This window comes from Glutamicibacter sp. FR1 (assembly GCF_047300825.1).
Classification (GTDB): Bacteria; Actinomycetota; Actinomycetes; order Actinomycetales; family Micrococcaceae; genus Glutamicibacter; species Glutamicibacter nicotianae.
Genome location: NZ_CP178602.1, coordinates 562968 through 578971, shown reverse-complemented (window position 1 = coordinate 578971; position 16004 = coordinate 562968). Strand labels below are relative to the sequence as shown.

Annotated in this window: 17 protein-coding genes and 1 riboswitch; of the genes, 5 read left to right on the top strand and 12 right to left on the bottom strand. The window is 64.2% G+C overall.

Annotated elements, in window-relative coordinates; genetic code table 11:
* Positions 1–58: 58 nt before the first annotated feature.
* From ACLQ8T_RS02820 to ACLQ8T_RS02790, 7 genes are all read right to left on the bottom strand, one after another.
* Positions 59–916: a 3-hydroxyacyl-CoA dehydrogenase family protein gene (locus tag ACLQ8T_RS02820; RefSeq protein WP_413455616.1), complete on the bottom strand. Its 858-nt coding sequence runs from the start codon at positions 914–916 to the stop codon at positions 59–61.
* 106 nt (positions 917–1022) lie between these two features.
* Complete coding sequence (locus ACLQ8T_RS02815; protein ID WP_413455615.1) at positions 1023–1424, bottom strand: aldehyde dehydrogenase family protein; 402 nt, start codon at positions 1422–1424, stop codon at positions 1023–1025.
* A gap of 80 nt (positions 1425–1504) precedes the next feature.
* On the bottom strand, positions 1505–2683 hold the full coding sequence (locus ACLQ8T_RS02810) for an acyl-CoA dehydrogenase family protein (RefSeq protein WP_413455614.1): 1179 nt from the start codon (positions 2681–2683) through the stop codon (positions 1505–1507).
* A gap of 27 nt (positions 2684–2710) precedes the next feature.
* Positions 2711–3856: a CaiB/BaiF CoA transferase family protein gene (locus tag ACLQ8T_RS02805; RefSeq protein WP_413455613.1), complete on the bottom strand. Its 1146-nt coding sequence runs from the start codon at positions 3854–3856 to the stop codon at positions 2711–2713.
* Positions 3857–4010: 154 nt separating this feature from the next.
* Positions 4011–4730 carry a GntR family transcriptional regulator gene (locus tag ACLQ8T_RS02800; RefSeq protein ID WP_204720631.1) on the bottom strand — a complete coding sequence of 240 codons (720 nt, stop codon included), beginning with the start codon at positions 4728–4730 and terminating at the stop codon, positions 4011–4013.
* Positions 4731–4776: 46 nt separating this feature from the next.
* On the bottom strand, positions 4777–6324 hold the full coding sequence (locus ACLQ8T_RS02795) for an MFS transporter (RefSeq protein ID WP_413455612.1): 1548 nt from the start codon (positions 6322–6324) through the stop codon (positions 4777–4779).
* A gap of 4 nt (positions 6325–6328) precedes the next feature.
* Positions 6329–6859 carry a MarR family winged helix-turn-helix transcriptional regulator gene (locus ACLQ8T_RS02790; RefSeq protein ID WP_413455611.1) on the bottom strand — a complete coding sequence of 177 codons (531 nt, stop codon included), beginning with the start codon at positions 6857–6859 and terminating at the stop codon, positions 6329–6331.
* A 101-nt stretch (positions 6860–6960) separates the two neighbouring features.
* Here ACLQ8T_RS02790 and ACLQ8T_RS02785 point away from each other — a divergent pair, with 101 nt between their 5' ends.
* Both ACLQ8T_RS02785 and ACLQ8T_RS02780 read left to right on the top strand, forming a co-directional pair.
* Complete coding sequence (locus tag ACLQ8T_RS02785) at positions 6961–7821, top strand: inositol monophosphatase family protein (RefSeq protein WP_413455610.1); 861 nt, start codon at positions 6961–6963, stop codon at positions 7819–7821.
* Between the two features lie 76 nt (positions 7822–7897).
* Positions 7898–8110 (top strand): hypothetical protein, encoded by a 213-nt coding sequence (locus tag ACLQ8T_RS02780; protein ID WP_143181038.1) that lies wholly within the window; start codon positions 7898–7900, stop codon positions 8108–8110.
* A 94-nt stretch (positions 8111–8204) separates the two neighbouring features.
* Here the strand turns inward: ACLQ8T_RS02780 and ACLQ8T_RS02775 are convergent, their stop codons facing one another.
* The 4 genes from ACLQ8T_RS02775 to ACLQ8T_RS02760 all read right to left on the bottom strand — a co-directional run bounded on the left by ACLQ8T_RS02775 (position 8205) and on the right by ACLQ8T_RS02760 (position 12370).
* Entirely contained in the window at positions 8205–9848 is a 1644-nt protein-coding gene (locus ACLQ8T_RS02775) for a thiamine pyrophosphate-binding protein (RefSeq protein ID WP_413455609.1), read from the bottom strand.
* On the bottom strand, positions 9845–10834 hold the full coding sequence (speB, locus tag ACLQ8T_RS02770; RefSeq protein WP_038990019.1) for an agmatinase: 990 nt from the start codon (positions 10832–10834) through the stop codon (positions 9845–9847). Before speB ends, ACLQ8T_RS02775 begins: the two co-directional genes overlap by 4 nt.
* Positions 10835–11251: 417 nt before the next feature.
* Positions 11252–11668 carry a hypothetical protein gene (locus ACLQ8T_RS02765; protein WP_413455608.1) on the bottom strand — a complete coding sequence of 139 codons (417 nt, stop codon included), beginning with the start codon at positions 11666–11668 and terminating at the stop codon, positions 11252–11254.
* A gap of 135 nt (positions 11669–11803) precedes the next feature.
* Positions 11804–12370 (bottom strand): cupin domain-containing protein, encoded by a 567-nt coding sequence (locus ACLQ8T_RS02760; protein ID WP_413455607.1) that lies wholly within the window; start codon positions 12368–12370, stop codon positions 11804–11806.
* A gap of 131 nt (positions 12371–12501) precedes the next feature.
* Between ACLQ8T_RS02760 and ACLQ8T_RS02755 the strand changes: the two genes are divergently transcribed.
* The 3 genes from ACLQ8T_RS02755 to ACLQ8T_RS02745 all read left to right on the top strand — a co-directional run bounded on the left by ACLQ8T_RS02755 (position 12502) and on the right by ACLQ8T_RS02745 (position 14710).
* Positions 12502–13089 (top strand): DinB family protein, encoded by a 588-nt coding sequence (locus ACLQ8T_RS02755; protein WP_413455606.1) that lies wholly within the window; start codon positions 12502–12504, stop codon positions 13087–13089.
* Positions 13090–13156: 67 nt separating this feature from the next.
* Positions 13157–13270: riboswitch (SAM riboswitch) on the top strand.
* A 15-nt stretch (positions 13271–13285) separates the two neighbouring features.
* Positions 13286–13552 carry a hypothetical protein gene (locus tag ACLQ8T_RS02750; RefSeq protein WP_204720611.1) on the top strand — a complete coding sequence of 89 codons (267 nt, stop codon included), beginning with the start codon at positions 13286–13288 and terminating at the stop codon, positions 13550–13552.
* Positions 13553–13606: 54 nt separating this feature from the next.
* Positions 13607–14710, top strand: a complete 1104-nt coding sequence (locus tag ACLQ8T_RS02745; RefSeq protein ID WP_413455605.1) for a VIT1/CCC1 transporter family protein — start codon at positions 13607–13609, stop codon at positions 14708–14710.
* Between the two features lie 65 nt (positions 14711–14775).
* Here ACLQ8T_RS02745 and ACLQ8T_RS02740 read toward each other — a convergent pair whose 3' ends face one another.
* Entirely contained in the window at positions 14776–15966 is a 1191-nt protein-coding gene (locus tag ACLQ8T_RS02740; RefSeq protein ID WP_413455604.1) for an LOG family protein, read from the bottom strand.
* Between the last annotated feature and the right edge of the window lie 38 nt (positions 15967–16004).

Genomic DNA, 16004 nt, shown 5'->3' with positions numbered 1-16004 from the left:
GCCGCTGCCCACCCGATGCTAATCGGGCAGGCAGCGGCGTTTCCAGCTTGGGCCGTGCTCAGGAGTAAGGGTAGAACCCTTCCCCGCTCTTGCGCCCCAGCTTGCCGGCTGCAACTTTTTCGGTGATCAGCGGGTGCGGCTGATCGGCCGCATCGCGGGTTTCGGCGTAGGTCGCTTGGGCAATGAAATCGATGACGTCCAGGCCCACCATGTCCATCAGCTCGAACGGACCCATGGGGTGGCCCAGTGCGGTTTTCGCGGTGGTGTCGATGTCCTCGATGCTGGCGATTCCAGCGTGCGCCAGGTTCAGCGCCTCGGCGTTGATCGCGCCCATCATGCGGTTGGCGATGAACCCGGGGATCTCCTTGTTCACCAGCACCGGGTTCTTTCCCAGCCGGTTTGCCACCTCGGTGACGGCCTCGATGGTGGCGTCGCTGGTCTGCGCATTGCGAACCACCTCGACGCACTTCATCACCAATGCCGGATTGAAGAAATGCATATTGCACACCTGCTCCGGACGGCCGCTGGCCTCGGCCACCTTCGAAGACGGCAGCGTCGAGGAGTTCGTTGCAAGGATGGCGTGGGCCGGTGCATGCTCGCCGAGCTGCGCGAAGATCTGCTCCTTGATGTCCAAGCGCTCTACCGCGGCCTCGATGACCAGGTCCGCAGTGGACGCGCCCTGGACCAGATCGGTGTCCTGGCCCAGGCGTCCCAGCGCCGCATCGGCTGTGGCCTGATCCAGCTTGCCCTTGGCCACGCGCCCGGCAGCCCAGGATTCCAGTTCGGCACGGGCGGCGTCCAGCGCGTCGGCAGAGATGTCCTGCAGCACTGTTCTGTATCCGCCCAACGCGCAGCTCATCGCAATCTGCCGGCCCATGGTGCCGGCGCCAATCACCAAAATACGTTCAATCGTCATTGATCATTACTCTCTTTGCAGTCCCGCCCGGCACCCTTCAGCCGCGCAGGTAGGTCGTCGTGGTGTGCGTGTAGAACTCGCGAGCTGCCGCTCCCTGCTCTTTCGGTCAGTAGCCAGAAGCCTTCGCACCGCCGAAAGGCACATGCGGGTCGGCGCCTGCTGACTCCGAATTTACATGCAAAATTCCCACGTCGAGAGTTTGTTGCGCTTCCAGTGCCAGCGCGAGATTCGAGGTGAACAGCGCCAGGCTCAAGCCGAATTCCGAGTCTTCAGCGGCGTCGAAGGCTTCCTGCCACCCGTTGACCCGGCGCACCGCAAGGATCGGTGCGAAGAATTCTTCCTGCCACGCGCAGTTGGCCCGCCCTGCTTCCCCGTCAGGGAGCTCCAGGATGGTCGGGGCCAGGAAGCTGCCAGCGCCAGGAGCCTGCCCGCGATAGTGCAGCGTCGCGCCCTGTTCCAGCGAGCGTTCGATCCCCTGGGCTGCCGAGGTGGCCGCCTTGACATCCAACCGTTGATGCAGTGCTCCAGGGTGGCAACTGTTGTCGAAAGTTCCATTGGACTCTTTCCCGTCTTCTGTGGCTTCGCGGCTTAGCGGAAGGCCGACACGCCGGTGAGCTTGTTGCCCAGGATCAGGGTGTGCACCTCATCGGTGCCCTCGTAGGTGCGCACCGACTCCAGGTTGTTGGCGTGGCGCAGCGGCGAGTAGTCCAGGGTGATGCCGTTGCCACCCAGGATGGTGCGGGCTTCACGGCAGATCGCGATGGCTTCGCGGCAGTTGTTCAGCTTGCCGACCGAGATCATGTGCAGATCCAGGTTCCCGGCGTCCTTCAACCGGCCGATGTGCAGGGCGAGCAGGAACCCCTTGTTGATTTCCAGGGCCATATCCACCAGCTTCTGCTGGGTCATCTGGTATCCGGCCAGCGGCTTGTCGAACTGCAGGCGCTCCTGCGAGTAGGCCAAGGCCGCCTCGAAGGCGTCGCGGGCGGCGCCCATGGAACCCCACAGGATGCCGTAGCGGGCCTCATTCAAGCACGAGAAAGGCCCCTTCAGTCCCTTGACCTCCGGCAATACCGCAGTTCCTGGCAGGCGCACATCCACCATGTCGATGTCACACTGAATCGAGGCGCGCATGGACAGTTTCTGCTCGATTGGCGTGGCGGTGAAGCCAGGGGTGCTGGTGGGCACGACGAATCCGCGGATGCCCTCATCGGTCTGCGCCCAGATCACTGCCACCTGCGCGACGTTGGCCAGGCCGATCCAGCGCTTGGAGCCGTTGATCACCCAGTCATCGCCGTCGCGGCGGGCGAAGGTCTTCATGCTCGATGGGTCCGAGCCTGCGGTGGGTTCGGTCAGCCCGAAGCAGCCGATCGCTTCGCCGGCGGCCATCTTCGGCAGCCATTCTTGCTTCTGCTCCTCGGAGCCGTGCTTGTAGATGGCGCTCATGGCCAGCGAGCCTTGGACCGAAACGAAGGTGCGCAGCCCCGAGTCGCCGGCTTCCAGCTCGGCCCCGGCGATGCCGTATTCCACGGCCGAGCGGCCCGCGCAGCCGTAGCCTTGAAGGTGCATACCCAGCAGGCCCAGCTTGGCCATCTCCGGAACGATTTCCAGCGGGAAGACCGCGTCGTTGTACCACTTGGCGATATTCGGCTTGATGTTCTCGTTGACGAATCCGCGCACGGTATCGCGCAGCGCCAATTCCTCGGACGAGAGCAGGGAGTCGAAGTTGATCAGGTCCGCTGGGTCCAGCAGGCGTTCGATGGTGGTCATGGTGTATCTCCTTGAAAGTTCTTGCGATTAGCTGTTGGCGAAGGTGCCAAGAAGTTCCTGGTGCTCCCCGTGGGCCGGCGGGATGCTGCGGTATTGGGCTCCGGTGCGCGAGAGCCCGATGGGGCTGGCGATCTGCTCGGTCACCTCTCCGGTGGCCGGATCGGTGATCAGCGCGACCGGATCCAGGCCGAGTTCCTTGGCGAAATCGATGGCCTCGGCGATGGAGTTGACCTTGCCGGCGGGGACTCCCACGGACATCAGCGCTGCCGCCCAGTGCGCGGCCGTGGCCGAGTCGGTGGCCGCTTCGATGATGGCCTTCAGTTCGGTCCGGTGGGCCACGCGTGCGCTGTTGCTGCCAAAGCGCGGATCGTGGATCAGTTCCGGCTGGCCCAGGTGCTGGGCCAGGGCAGCGAACTGGCGGTCGTTGCCTACCGCGATCGCCACGACGCCATCGCTGGCTGCGAAGGTTTCATAAGGGGCGATGCTCGGGTGCGCGTTGCCCATGCGTGCCGGGGATTGTCCGGTGGCCAGCGTGCTGCTGGACTGGTTGGTCAGCCCGGCCAGCAGCGAGCCGAGCAGGTTGATGCTCACCCGCTGGCCGATGCCGCTGGAATCGCGTTCGCGCAAGGCCAGCAGGATCCCGGCCACCGCATTCTGCGCGGCCAGGACATCCACCAGGGCCACGCCCACCTTGCTCGGCGGCCCCGACGGTTCGCCGGTGATGCTCATCAGCCCGCCTACTGCCTGCACCAGCAGGTCGAAGCCGGGCAGTGCCGCACCCTGCTTTTCGCCGAATCCCGAGATGGAGCAATAGACCAGTGCCGGATTCAGTTCGCGCAAACTCTCGTAGTCCAAGCCGAATTTGGCCAATACACCGGGACGGAAATTCTCCACAAGCACGTCTGCCTCGCGGATCAATTCGCGCAGGGCGTGCAGCTGTGCCGCGTCCGCAAAGTCGGCGACTACTGCCTGCTTATTCCGGTTCACCGACCAGTAGTAGGTGCTGATGCCCTGGGCGTTGACCGGTGGCTTCCAGCTGCGGGTCTCATCCCCGGCAGCGCTTTCCACTTTGAGGACGTCGGCTCCGAAGTCCGCCATGGTCATGGAGCACAGCGGTCCGGCCAGGATGCGCGAGAGGTCGATGACCTTGATCCCTTCGAGCGGTTGGCTCATTCGCTTCCACACCTTCAATCCACAAAAATCATTAGTTACATGTTGCATGCAACTCTATGTAGTGCAGATCACCTTGGCAAGGAATTTCATGATGTTTCGCCGCCGCCTCGGCACCAATTGCGTTCAGGCTGGCGCGGAACGCTGCGGCTTGATGCTAGGAAATCAAGGCGTCCAACCGCTCCAGGAACGGTTGCGCGTCCAGTCCCTCTGTCCGCGAGCAGACGGACTTGATCAGCATCTGTGCGGTGCGCATGACGTGATCGCGAACCGCCGTTGCGGCGGCATCCGGATCCTTGGCAAGAATCGCTGCCATGATTTCCTCGCGGTCCCCGGCCAGATCCTGGCTGGACCGGGCGAAGGGCACCGTGGTCTGCCCGTGAGCCAGGACCAGGTTGCGCAACTCCCCCACCACGTTGTCGAGCTTCGCGTTGCCGGCCAGCCCCAGCAGGTAGAGGTGGAATTCCTTGTCCGCTTCCAGCGTTGCCCGGCCATCACCGGTTTCACCGATCTCAAGCATGCGCTGGTGCAGCGACTTCAACTGCTGGATGTCATCCTCCGTCGCATTCCGCACGCCACGTGAGGCAGCAGCAGGTTCAATGGCCAGCCGCAGCTGGAAGACTTCCACAATCTCGTCCAGGGAAATCTGGTTGACGCGCACCCCGCGGTTTTTCGCCACGGTCACGATGCCCTCTTTTTCCAGCAGCTGCAGGGCCTCGCGCACCGGAGTCCGCGAGACGCCCAGCTTTTCCGAGATGCCGATGGCTGAGTAGTGCTCCCCCGGAGCCATCTCGCCGGCAACGATGGCAGCGCGGATCATCGTGGACACCTGCTCGGTCAGGGACGCCTTCTGCTGGATCGGTTGCATGCTGCTCATGGTTTGAAGCTTATCCTGATTCGCCTCCGCGACAACGCCACGCCCGCTAGATCGTCTTGCGCAGCGGCACTTCCTTGATGAGCACGATGCATACAAAGGCGATAACTGCCACGGCTGCCGAAACGGTGAAGACGATTCCTGTCGCCTCGCCATAGGCGGCTTCGACCACCAGCCGCAACGCATCGGGCATCCCTGAAAGATTCAGCGAATCCTCGGTGGCCGATGCCGCGGAAAGCTGCCCCTTGGCCGCCAAGGATTCGGTGATGAGGTCAGCCACATTTCGGGACAGCAGCGCGCCGAGCACCGCGACGCCTGCCGAGCCGCCAACTGAACGGAAGAACGCCACCGAAGAGCTCGCCGCACCGATGTCGGTGACTTTCACCGTGTTCTGCACCGAGAGCACCAGGTTCTGCAGCATGAACCCCATGCCCACGCCGTTCAGGAACATGCCGCAGGCCAAGATCCAGTATTCGGTATCGTGGTGCATCGTTCCCAGCAGGCCGAGGCCGGCGATATTGAGGATTGAACCGATCAGCAGGTAGATTTTCCACCGGCCGAAGCGGGTGATCATCTGTCCCGAGAAGACCGATCCGAAGTAGTTGCCGGCGATCATAGGCAAGGTCATCAGCCCGGCCATGGTGGGCGTGGCTTCGCGGGCGATCTGGAAGTACTGGCCGATGAAGGCGCCGGTGCCGAACATTCCCACGCCGATCGAGATCGAGGCGAGGATCGCCAGCGACGTGGTCCGGGTGCAAATGATCTTCAGCGGGATGATCGGTTCGGGAACCCGCGATTCCACGAGCAGCAGCGCTGTTGCCAGCAAGATGACCGTCGAGACCATGGTGTAGGTCTGCCACGAATTCCAGCCGAAGTAATCATCCTTGCCCACATAGGACACCCAGATCAGCAGGATGGAGACGGAGGTGGTCAGCAGGATGGCGCCGACCCAGTCGATATGCACCGGGCGCTTCACGTGCTTCAGGTGCAGGGTCCGGTGGATCAGGATCATCGAGAGCAAACTGATCGGAATGCCGAAGAAGAAGCACCAGCGCCAGCCAAGCGGCGAGTCCACGATGAATCCACCCAGCAGCGGGCCTGCCGCGGTGGAGACAGCCATGACCGCGCCGAAATATCCCGAATAGCGTCCGCGTTCGCGTGGCGGAATGACCGTGCCGATGACCGCCATGCCCATGGCCGTCAGCCCGCCCATGCCGATGCCCTGGATGACCCTGGCGAACAGCAGCACAGGTATCGACCAGGCGAGCCCGGCCAGCAGCGAGCCGAGCACGAACACCAGGATGCCCGCTTGCAGCAGCTTCTTCTTGTCGAAGAGATCTGCCATCTTGCCCCAGATGGGTGTGGTGGCGGCATTGGCCAGCAGCGTGGTGCTCAAGACCCAGTTGAAGTCGGTTTGCGAGCCGCCCAGGACATCCATGATGGTCGGCAGGGCAATGGACACGATGGTCGCCGCGAGCATCGCGGCGAAGAAGGATGCCAAGACTCCAGCGATGGACTTGAGCACCTCGCGCTGGTCCATCTGCGGCTGGTCCGCGGCCACCTCGGTGAGGTCGGTAGGACGGTCTTTTTCCGGCATGCTCTTATCCAAGGTCGGTATTTTCTGCGTTGTTTCCGGTGGTGTTTTGCTCGGTGCCGAACTGATCGGTGCGCCGGGATTGGATACCGCGGATCATCGTATCGTTCAACTCGCCCAAAGCGTGGGCAACACTGGCCATGCGGGAGCTGTCCCAGTCGGGAAGGACCTGGCGCATGCGCTCCAGGCGCAATCGGTCGCGGAATTCAAGCCGCTCGCACCCCGCCTCGGTCACCCAAAGCACATGGCGGCGGGCATCGATTTGGCTGGACCGCCTGTCAACCAGGCCCGACTGCTCCAGTTCCGCCAGGTGCCGGCTCATTGCCGCAGTGCCAATGCCGAGGACCTGGGCAAGGTCGGCAGCATGCGTGGGTTCACGGGATTTCAGCGTCTTGAGCACATGATGGGAGGCGTTGGAAACCTCGGGATCCGTCTGGTCCATATGCGAGAACACGCGTAGGATCCTGGAACTGCGCGCCAGCTCGTCGAGCAGGCTCTTGAGCTCTGAATCCGAATGGCTGTCTGGAGACTTGACCACGGTCTATCGGCTGCCTATCTATTGTGTTTCCACCACAGTAAGTTTAATTAGTTGCTTTAGTCAACGTTTTGGCGTTCCGTGCCGGCGGTAAGCTGGACTTCGTGAATGATCAGCGAGTCCAAGCCCGCACCAACAACGCCGAAGAACTGCGTCTTGCAGCGCTTGAAGCAGCTCGCCAGTCCGCCGAACTGCTGCGCGTTTCCTTCCGCGGCACCGTGCACGCCGAACACAAAACCAACACGCATGATCTGGTCACCGGCATCGACCGGCGCAGCCAGCGGATCATCACCGACGCACTGCTCTCGGCCTGCCCCGGTTCCTGGGTGCTCGGCGAAGAGCGGATCTCCGGCGAGCACGGCCAGCAGGCTCCCGGCAAGGTGCAGTGGATCGTTGATCCGATTGACGGCACCAGCAATTTCGTCCACGGCGTGGCATTCTTCTGCATCTCGATCGCCGCCGCCATCGATGGCCAACTGGTTGCCGCCGCAATCCTCGATCCGATCTCCGGCGATGAATTCAGTGCCAATTCGGATACCGCATTCCTCAATGGACAAGTCCTTGAGCCCGGTGCCCGTCCCGAGCAGTCCCGCGCCAACCTGATGACCGATTACCCGGGAGCAGAATCCATGCTCAAGGACGGTGATCTGTCGCTGAAGCTTCTGGGCCAGTGGATCCAGGACTTCGCCACGGTGCGGCGCAAGGTCTGCGCGGCGTTGTCCCTGGCCCATGTGGCGGCAGGCTGGTGCGATGCCGTGATCGGTTTCGATACCAAGGTGTGGGATGTGGCCGCCGGCGCGCATCTGGTGCGCATGGCCAAGGGCACGTTCCGCGGCCTGTCCTACGGGCAACCGGGGCTGGCCGACCACCACTGCCCCGGATTCATCGCCCAGGGGCCAGGCGCCGACTATCCCTCGCTGGCCTCCGCTGCCGAGCAAATCCACCAGCTGCGCACCGGCCGCTGAGCCAACAAAGCAGACAATATCGAAGTTGTTGGCCCCACCCCTCGGCTTTGGCCGGTTTCGGACGTACCATGGCGGCATGGCACCACTAATTAACCGGACCGCACACTCCGCCGTGCGGCACCATGGTGGCGGAGGGGTGATCCTGGGAGGCATCGGAGCAATTCTGCTTTTCGCTACCTTCGCAGTGATGTTGGCAGCCCAGTCCCTGGACTGGGAGCCACTGCTCATCGGCATTTGCCTGGGCATCTCGACAGTGCTTTTCGGCGTGGTATTCCACTTCACCCACTGACCTGCACCGTTTCACCATCCATTAATCACCACGGCCCCGGACCCACCGCTTTTGCGAGCAGCGGATCCGAGGCCGTCGACGTGTCCGGATGCCTCTACAGGTGCGTGGGCGCGAACATCTTCAGCAAGGTGCGGACCACGATGACGTTCGGCCCGTCCGCCTCCAGCGCCTCGGCGAGCGCGGCACCGATGCCTTCCGGTTCCACCTCCCGGGCGGGGATGCCGAAGGACTGGGCCAGCGCGACGAAGTCGGGCCGCGCCAGCTCGGTGGCTGTGGCCTTGCCGAAGGCTCCCTCCATGTACTCGCGCAGGATGCCGTAGCCGCCATCATCGACGATCAGCCAGGTGACCGGTGCATGGTGCTGCTTGGCGGTGGCCAGTTCGGCGATGGAGTACATCGATGAGCCGTCTCCGCTGACCGCCAGCACGCGCTGCTTCGAGCCGATGGCTCCGCCGATCGCGGCGGGGAAACCGAAGCCGAGGCCGCCGGCGCCCTGCGCGGAATGGAATTCGCCGTCCTTGGCGTCCCAGCAGCTCCAACCCCAGTAGGCGGCAATGGTCATGTCCCAGAAGGTCTGCATCCCTGCCGGGACGGCGGCCCGGATATCGGCCATGAACTTCCGCTCCTTGCCCAGGTCCTGGGCATCCAGGCGGGCCTGCACCTTCTCCAGGGTCTCGGCCACCACCTGCTGCGGGGTGTTCCCATGCCACGAGGCCTGGGCGGTGAAGCCGGTCTTGCGCATTTCCCCATCGAGGAATTTCAGGGCCTCACGGGCATCGGCGCGGATGCCCAGGGCGGGGGTGTTGGATTCGAGCACGCGCGGCTCGGCGTCGATCTGGATCATCTTGCCGCGCGGTTCCAGGGTGAAGTAGTTGCTGGTGACCTCGCCCAGGGATGACCCGATGACCACCAGCACGTCGGCGTCTTCCATGACTTCCGAGACGTAGCGGTCCTCGACCCACGACTGCAAGGAGAGCTCGTGCTCCCAGGGGAAGGCGCCGTTGCCGCCGGGGCTGCACAGCACCGGGGCCTGCAGCTTCTCCGCCACGGCCAGCAGCTCGGCCTTCGCCCCGGCCCGGCGCACGCCGCCGCCGGCGATGATGGCCGGGCGCTTCGCCTCGGCCAGCCAGCGCATGGCTTCGCCGATCAGCTCTTCGCGCGGCGGATGCTCATAGGCTTCGGCCAGGGCGTCCTGCACTGGCGGCACCATCACCGGCGCGAGCAGCACGTCCTGCGGCACCTCGACCCAGACCGGCCCCATGGGCACGGTGATAGCCCGGGCCCAGGCGTCCTGGATGGCCGAGGGGATGCCGGAGGCATGGTGCACGGTCTGCTGGAACTTGGTGACATTGGCGGCCGAGGCCTTCTGGTCATCGAGCTGGTGCAGCATGCCCTTGCGGCGGGCGCCCAGCCCGTCCAGCGGGATCTGGCTGGCGACCACGACCATCGGCACACCGGTGGCGTAGGCTTCCTGCAGCCCGGCCAGGGAAGTCAGCGCCCCGGGGCCGGTGGAGAGGAACAGCACGCCCACTTCCCCGGTGGCCCGGGAGTAGCCGTCGGCGGCGAAGGCCGAGTTGTTCTCTACGCGCGAGGAGATGAATTCCAGGCTGGAGCGCGAGAGCGCGTCGAATAGTCCCAGGGCGTGCTGGCCGGGGATCCCGAACACGGTCTTGGCGCCGAGTGCGGTGAGGGTCTCGATGACCAGGTCGCCGCCGTTGCGTTGCGGTTGCTCGCTCATGAGGCATTCATTCCTTTGCTGGCGCGGAAGTCGCTGATCAGGCTGATCAGGTCGTAGGTGACGTGGCTGGCGGCCACGCCGGTCAGTTCCGCATGGTCGTAGGCGGGGGCCACTTCCACGATATCCGCGCCGACGATGTTCAGCCCGCGCAACCCGCGCAGGATTTCGAGCAGCTCGCGGCTGGTGATGCCGCCGGCTTCCGGGGTGCCGGTGCCCGGGGCGTGGGCCGGGTCCAGCACGTCGATATCCACCGAGATGTACAGCGGGCGGTTGCCGATGCGGTCCCGCAGCTTGTCCACGATCTCGCGCACGCCCTGGTAGTAGACATCCGAGCTGGTCACGATGCCGAAGCCGAAGCGCTTGTCGTCCTCCAGGTCCTTCTTGCCGTACAGCGGGCCGCGGGTGCCCACGTGGCAGATCGCCTCGGTGTCCAGGATGCCTTCCTCGACGGCACGACGGAACGGGGTGCCGTGGGTGTATTCGGCGCCGAAGTAGGTGTCCCAGGTATCCAGGTGCGCGTCGAAGTGCAGCATCGCCACCGGGGCGCCGGCGCGCTGGGAGGCGGCGCGCAGCAGCGGCAGCGCGATGGTGTGGTCGCCGCCCACGGTGACCAGGGTGGAGCCGTCGCTGGTCAGCTCCAGCGCGTTGTGCTCGATGGTCTCGATGGCCTCGTTGATGTTGAACGGGTTGACCGCCATGTCCCCGGCGTCAGCCACCTGGCTCTGTGCAAAGGGCGAGGTGTCGGTGGCCGGGTTGTAGGGGCGGATCAGGCGCGAGGATTCGCGCACGTGGTTGGCGCCGAAGCGGGCGCCGGGACGGTAGGACACACCGGTGTCGAAAGGCACGCCAACGATCTTGATGTCGGCCTGCTCCACCTGATCCAGGCGCGGCAGCCGGGCGTAGGTGCCGCCCCCTGCATAGCGGGGAATCTCCGCGGCATTGATCGGTCCCAGCCGGCCATTTTCCTCGATGCGGATTTCCTTCATCGCAACTTCCTCCCCAGACGCACGAGGACCACAGCCCAAGTTGTCTAATATGAAACTTCAGTTTTCCATTATGCTATTTTGTCTGCTGGGTCACGTCAAGATCCAACGACAGGGCCGGGCGGAATCCGGGCGCAAAAAGACGCGAGCCTCAGCCCGGGAATGGACTGCGGCCTGCGCCGGAACTTCAGTGAGGAGATCAGTTGGCGGCGCTGCGGATTTGCTGGACCAGCACCCCTAATCCAACACGCAGCTTCGTTTCATTGATCGCCAGCAACCGGGAGATTCGAGAGTCCAGGTTGAGTGGTGCTGATTGCAACCTAGTTCTGCCAATGCTGGCCAGGATGGGACAAGGCAAAAAACGACAAGGGTAGGGATACGTTGACTGCACTTTCAGGCCATTTCATCCAACCCGGGAGCTCAGGGCGCCTCGGAGCCCTTCTTGCTGGCATTCACCAGCGCCCGGTCGACCTCATGGATGCCCAGGACGAAGCCCGCGGACATCACCAACGACTTGATGGTCAATTCGGAAAGGTCATCGGCCACGTACACCAGCTGGATCGGGCCGGCCAGGATGAGCAGGATGGCGGTCCACAGCGCATAGGTCCAGGAGATGCGCGCCTGCGCCATCTGCGGGAAACGCGCACGCCGGCGGATCGTCCGCACGCCGATGGTCACGATGACGACAGCGAGAATCGCGGCGCCGAGGAAGAAGAAATTGCGCTGGGTACGGATCCAGGTCAAGGTGGTGCCGACAAGAACGCCGAAAAGCACCGAAGCCCACCAGCTGATGCTGCGCAGCTTGTCCTGCGTCGCAGTTGGTTCGCCTGTCTTCACGCCTCTCCCATCGCCAATCGTTCCGAGCGCCCGGAACAACGCATCGTTCCTAGAATACGCGGTTGCCCACCCCGCCAGCGAACACGCAGCCGCATCGCGCCGAGCGTGCCGCCGCAGCGGGCGCAGGGGTTGGGCTCAGGAAAGGATCAGCGTCCAGGTCACCACGGCCGGCTCATCGGAAGGGTTCTGCCAGCTATGCGGCTCGCGGCCCGGGAAGGTTACGGTATCGCCCGCCTCAAGCTCCAATCGCTGGTCGGGCAGGATCAGGATGAATTCTCCGGCGATCACGTGCAGCACTTCCAGCTCGCAATCCATCGAATACAGTTCCGCTTCGCCAGTGCCCCTCGGCGCAATCTCGGCGCGGATCATCTGCAGCCGCTTTTCGCTGCGCGGGGTCACCAGCTGCTCGGTGATCCCGTCGCCGCCCAGTGAAACCCGCGGCGCCTGGTCCAGGCGCACCAGTTTCGTTTCCGGGACTTCGAAAAGCGTGCCGACCTCGATGCCCAGCACCTCGCACAGGCGCAGCAGCGTCGCCACCGAGGGGCTGGTCAGGTCGCGTTCCACACGCGAGAGAAAGCCCTTGGTCAGCCCGGAGAGCTCTGCGACCTGGTCAATGGTCATGCGCTGGGTCTGCCGCACCCCGCGCAGCCGCGCACCGATGTTGATCGCAGCACCGGTTGGTTCAACTGGCAAGGTTTTCATCGTTTGGCTCCATCAACGTCGTGTCCGGCAGCGGCATCCGCGGCGACTTCACCGCCTGCGGGGCAAGTTTACCAATGGTAAACACGCGGTGTCCCCTACCGCGGGCCGGCCGCGATCATTAGACTCTGTCCATGGACAGCACCAAGGACAAGCTCTGCGGGTACCTGAATGAGGCGCGCGAGAATGCGATCTTCAAGGCCGAGGGCCTGGCCGAGCAGCTGGCACGCACCCCGCTCACCCCTACCGGCACCCACATCCTGGGCGTGCTGCACCATCTGGCGATCAACGAATACGAGTATTTCGGCACCTGCCTGCGGCGCGAGGCCAACGACGCCTATGTCCGCGAGTTCATCTCCCCGCATGATCCCGACGCTGATTTCCTTCCGCCCGCCCAGATGGACGGGCTGCAGCTGATAGACCTGTACCGCAAGGCCATCGCCTTCGCGGACGAGGGCATCGCCGCCTTGTACCTGGATTCTGCAGTGCACGTCCCGTGGTGGGGGCCGGCGGGGCATACCACCTTGGACCATCTGCTCATCCATGCGCTGGCCGAGACCTCCCGGCATGCAGGGCAGCTGGATATCATCCGCGAACAGCTCGACGGCCGCGCCGGCTGGACCGCGACGCTGGATTTGCTGACCGGCTACACCGCGGCGCAGTGGGCTGAACACCGCCAGAAGCTGCAGCAGCTGGCCGATTCCCTGGCCCCGGAGAACTGACCGGAAGTCATATTACGCAGTACGGCTTCATCTGGCGCCGCATGCGGCGGTACGCTCAGAATTGTTGCTTCACGAGACGCGGCGCCAAGCTCCGACTGGCCGCGCACCAACCCCAAGTTCATGGGTGGTTCGGATGAGGAAGCGGTCCGCGCATCAATTGGTGCACGGGCAAGAGCTCGCCAGAGAGTTAATATCCGTGGCCATCCCAATCCTTCCCATCATCGACCGCCAGACCGGCCAGGTGCAGTTCACCGCTGAGGGCCGCTGGTGCACCCGCTACGTTGCGGACCCGCTCAGGCTCGAACGCCTCATCACCCGCTGCTCCCGCCGTCCGGCCTTCGACCCGGACACCTCCGAATTGCTGCTGGTGGTGCCGGAAGCAGGGAATCCGGCAGGCAGGCGCCATGCATTTAGCCTTGCCAAATTCCCAAGTCCAGGGGCGCTGGCTAAAGTGGAAAGCTGAGCCGATCCACGGGTTTCCATGGGAAACTCCACGTTCAAGGAGAGCCTTTTCGAGATGCCACAGCACCCAAGCGCCGAACCGACCAAAGCGCAGATCCAGCGATGGCGCAAGTATCTCGCCGATGAAGTCGCCGAGGGCGCCATCTACCGGGCCCTGGCGGAAAAGAAGACCGGGCAGGAACGGCAAATCCTGCTGGGCCTGGCCGAAGCCGAAGCACGCCACGAATCCCACTGGCGCACGCTGCTCGGCGAGCATGCCAAGGAAGTCCGACCGTCGCTGCGCCGCACCATGCTGCGCTTCCTCGCCCTGCACTTCGGGTCGGTGTTCGTGCTGGCCATGGCCCAGCGCTCCGAGAGCAGCTCCCCCTACCGCAATGACAAGGACGCCACCGCGCAGATGGCTGCCGACGAGCAGGTCCACGAGGAAGTCGTCCGGGCCCTGGCCACAGCAGGACGCGCACGGCTGTCGGGCAACTTCCGCGCCGCGGTCTTCGGCGCCAACGACGGGCTGGTATCCAACCTGGCATTGATCATGGGCATCGGCGCCACCGGCGTTTCTTCGACCTTCGTGCTGTTCTCCGGCATTGCCGGCTTGCTGGCCGGAGCGCTGTCCATGGCGGCCGGCGAATACGTTTCGGTGCGTTCCCAACGCGAGCTGCTGACCGCCTCGCGGCCCACCCAGGTCACGCTGACCGCGGCCCCGAACCTGGATCTGGACGCCAACGAGCTGGTGCTGATCTACAAGGCCCGCGGCATGAGCGACGAGGACGCCGAGCACCGGGCCGCCGAACGCATGGGCCTGTTCACCTGCGACTGCAACCCTGATTTCTCGCTGAACCCGGAAGGCCGCGGCGACGAGCTCGAGAAGGAGCACCAGGAGCTGGGCTCGGCCACCGGGGCGGCCGCCACCTCATTCCTGCTCTTCGCTTCCGGCGCGGTGGTGCCGATCCTGCCTTACATGTTGGGCCTCTCCGGCCTGGCCGCGATCATCGTGTCGGTGGTGCTGGTGGGCATCGCCCTGATGATCACCGGCGGCATCGTGGGCCTGCTCTCCGGAGCCTCCCCGTTCAAGCGCGGCTTGCGCCAGCTGGCCATCGGCTGGGGCGCTGCGGCCGTCACCTACTGCCTGGGCCTGATCTTCGACGTCAGCGTCAGCTAATACTCCGCTTGGCATCGAAAATGCCGGGACAGCTTCGGCTGTCCCGGCATTTTCGATGCCCCGGACTAGTTGTCCTTTGCCGGCCGGGTGCGCCGCCGCAGGGTTTCCATGGACTGGATGAACGCCAGTGCTTCCTCGACGGTGTCCACCAGGGCGATCTTCTGCTCCATCACGCGTTCCTTGGCCAGGGCCTGGAGCAGCGGCCACGCCGGAAGGTCATTTCTCCAGTAGTCGCGGCCGACCAGCACCATTGGCACCACGCGGGCACCGGTGGCGTAGTAGTTCTCGCAGGCATCCTGGAAGATTTCCTGGACCGTGCCGGCAGCCCCGGGCAGCACGACCAGCCCGCCGTTGGACTGCTCCAGCAGGATCGCCTCGCGAATGGAATTGGTGAAGAACTTGGCGATCTGGGTGGCAAACAGATTCGGCGGCTCATGGCCGTAGAACCAGGTCGGCACGCCCAGCGACTGCCGCTGGCTGGGGAAACGCTCCTTCACCATCAGGGCGGTTCTCGCCCAGCCGGTGCGATGGTGGATCGCATCTGGCGCTTCGGCGAGCATCTGCAAGGCCGTCGCAATGTCATCTGCCCCATAGTCGGACAGCCACGCACCGGCATTGGCCGCTTCCATGGCTCCTGGCCCTCCCCCGGTGGCCACCGCGTAGCCAGCACGGGTAATCATGCGCCCGAGCTCCAAGGCCTGCGCGTACTGCGTGGTGCCCCGGTTCATCGCATGCCCGCCCATCACCCCGATGATCGGAGTGTCCTTGAACGTTCCCTCATATACCGCCGAGACCAGCGCCTGGCCAATGTGGTGATCGTGCAGGGTCCTGGCCAGCGCACTGTGATCGCTGTCGGCATTCGCCGCCGCATGCTGCTGGGAGTACGCGTATATTTTGGCATCGGGTACCTGCTGGTAGGTCTGCGTCCAGATCCCCGAGTACAGCTCTTCTGCCGTGTACAAGCCGCGGGCGCCGGTCTCGAACGGCAGCTGCGCCCCCGAGCTCATGTATAGCCCGCCCGTCGCCTGCACGATCTGCTGGCCTTGGGCGGAAAACTGGCAATCGATGAACAGCGCTTCGGAAAGATCCAGCGATTTCAGCACGGTATCCCGCTCGCGCAGATCCACGCGGTGCACGCGCCAGCCTTTTCCGTGGGCATGGTGGGAAACCAGCGCTTCAGCGGCAAGACGGTCGAATTCGACGAGCGAGGTGATGTTCACTGCTCGGGCTGGAAGATAGGGCCACACGTGGGACATGTGTCAACGCTACGTCATGGATAGTGATTATTCACAGA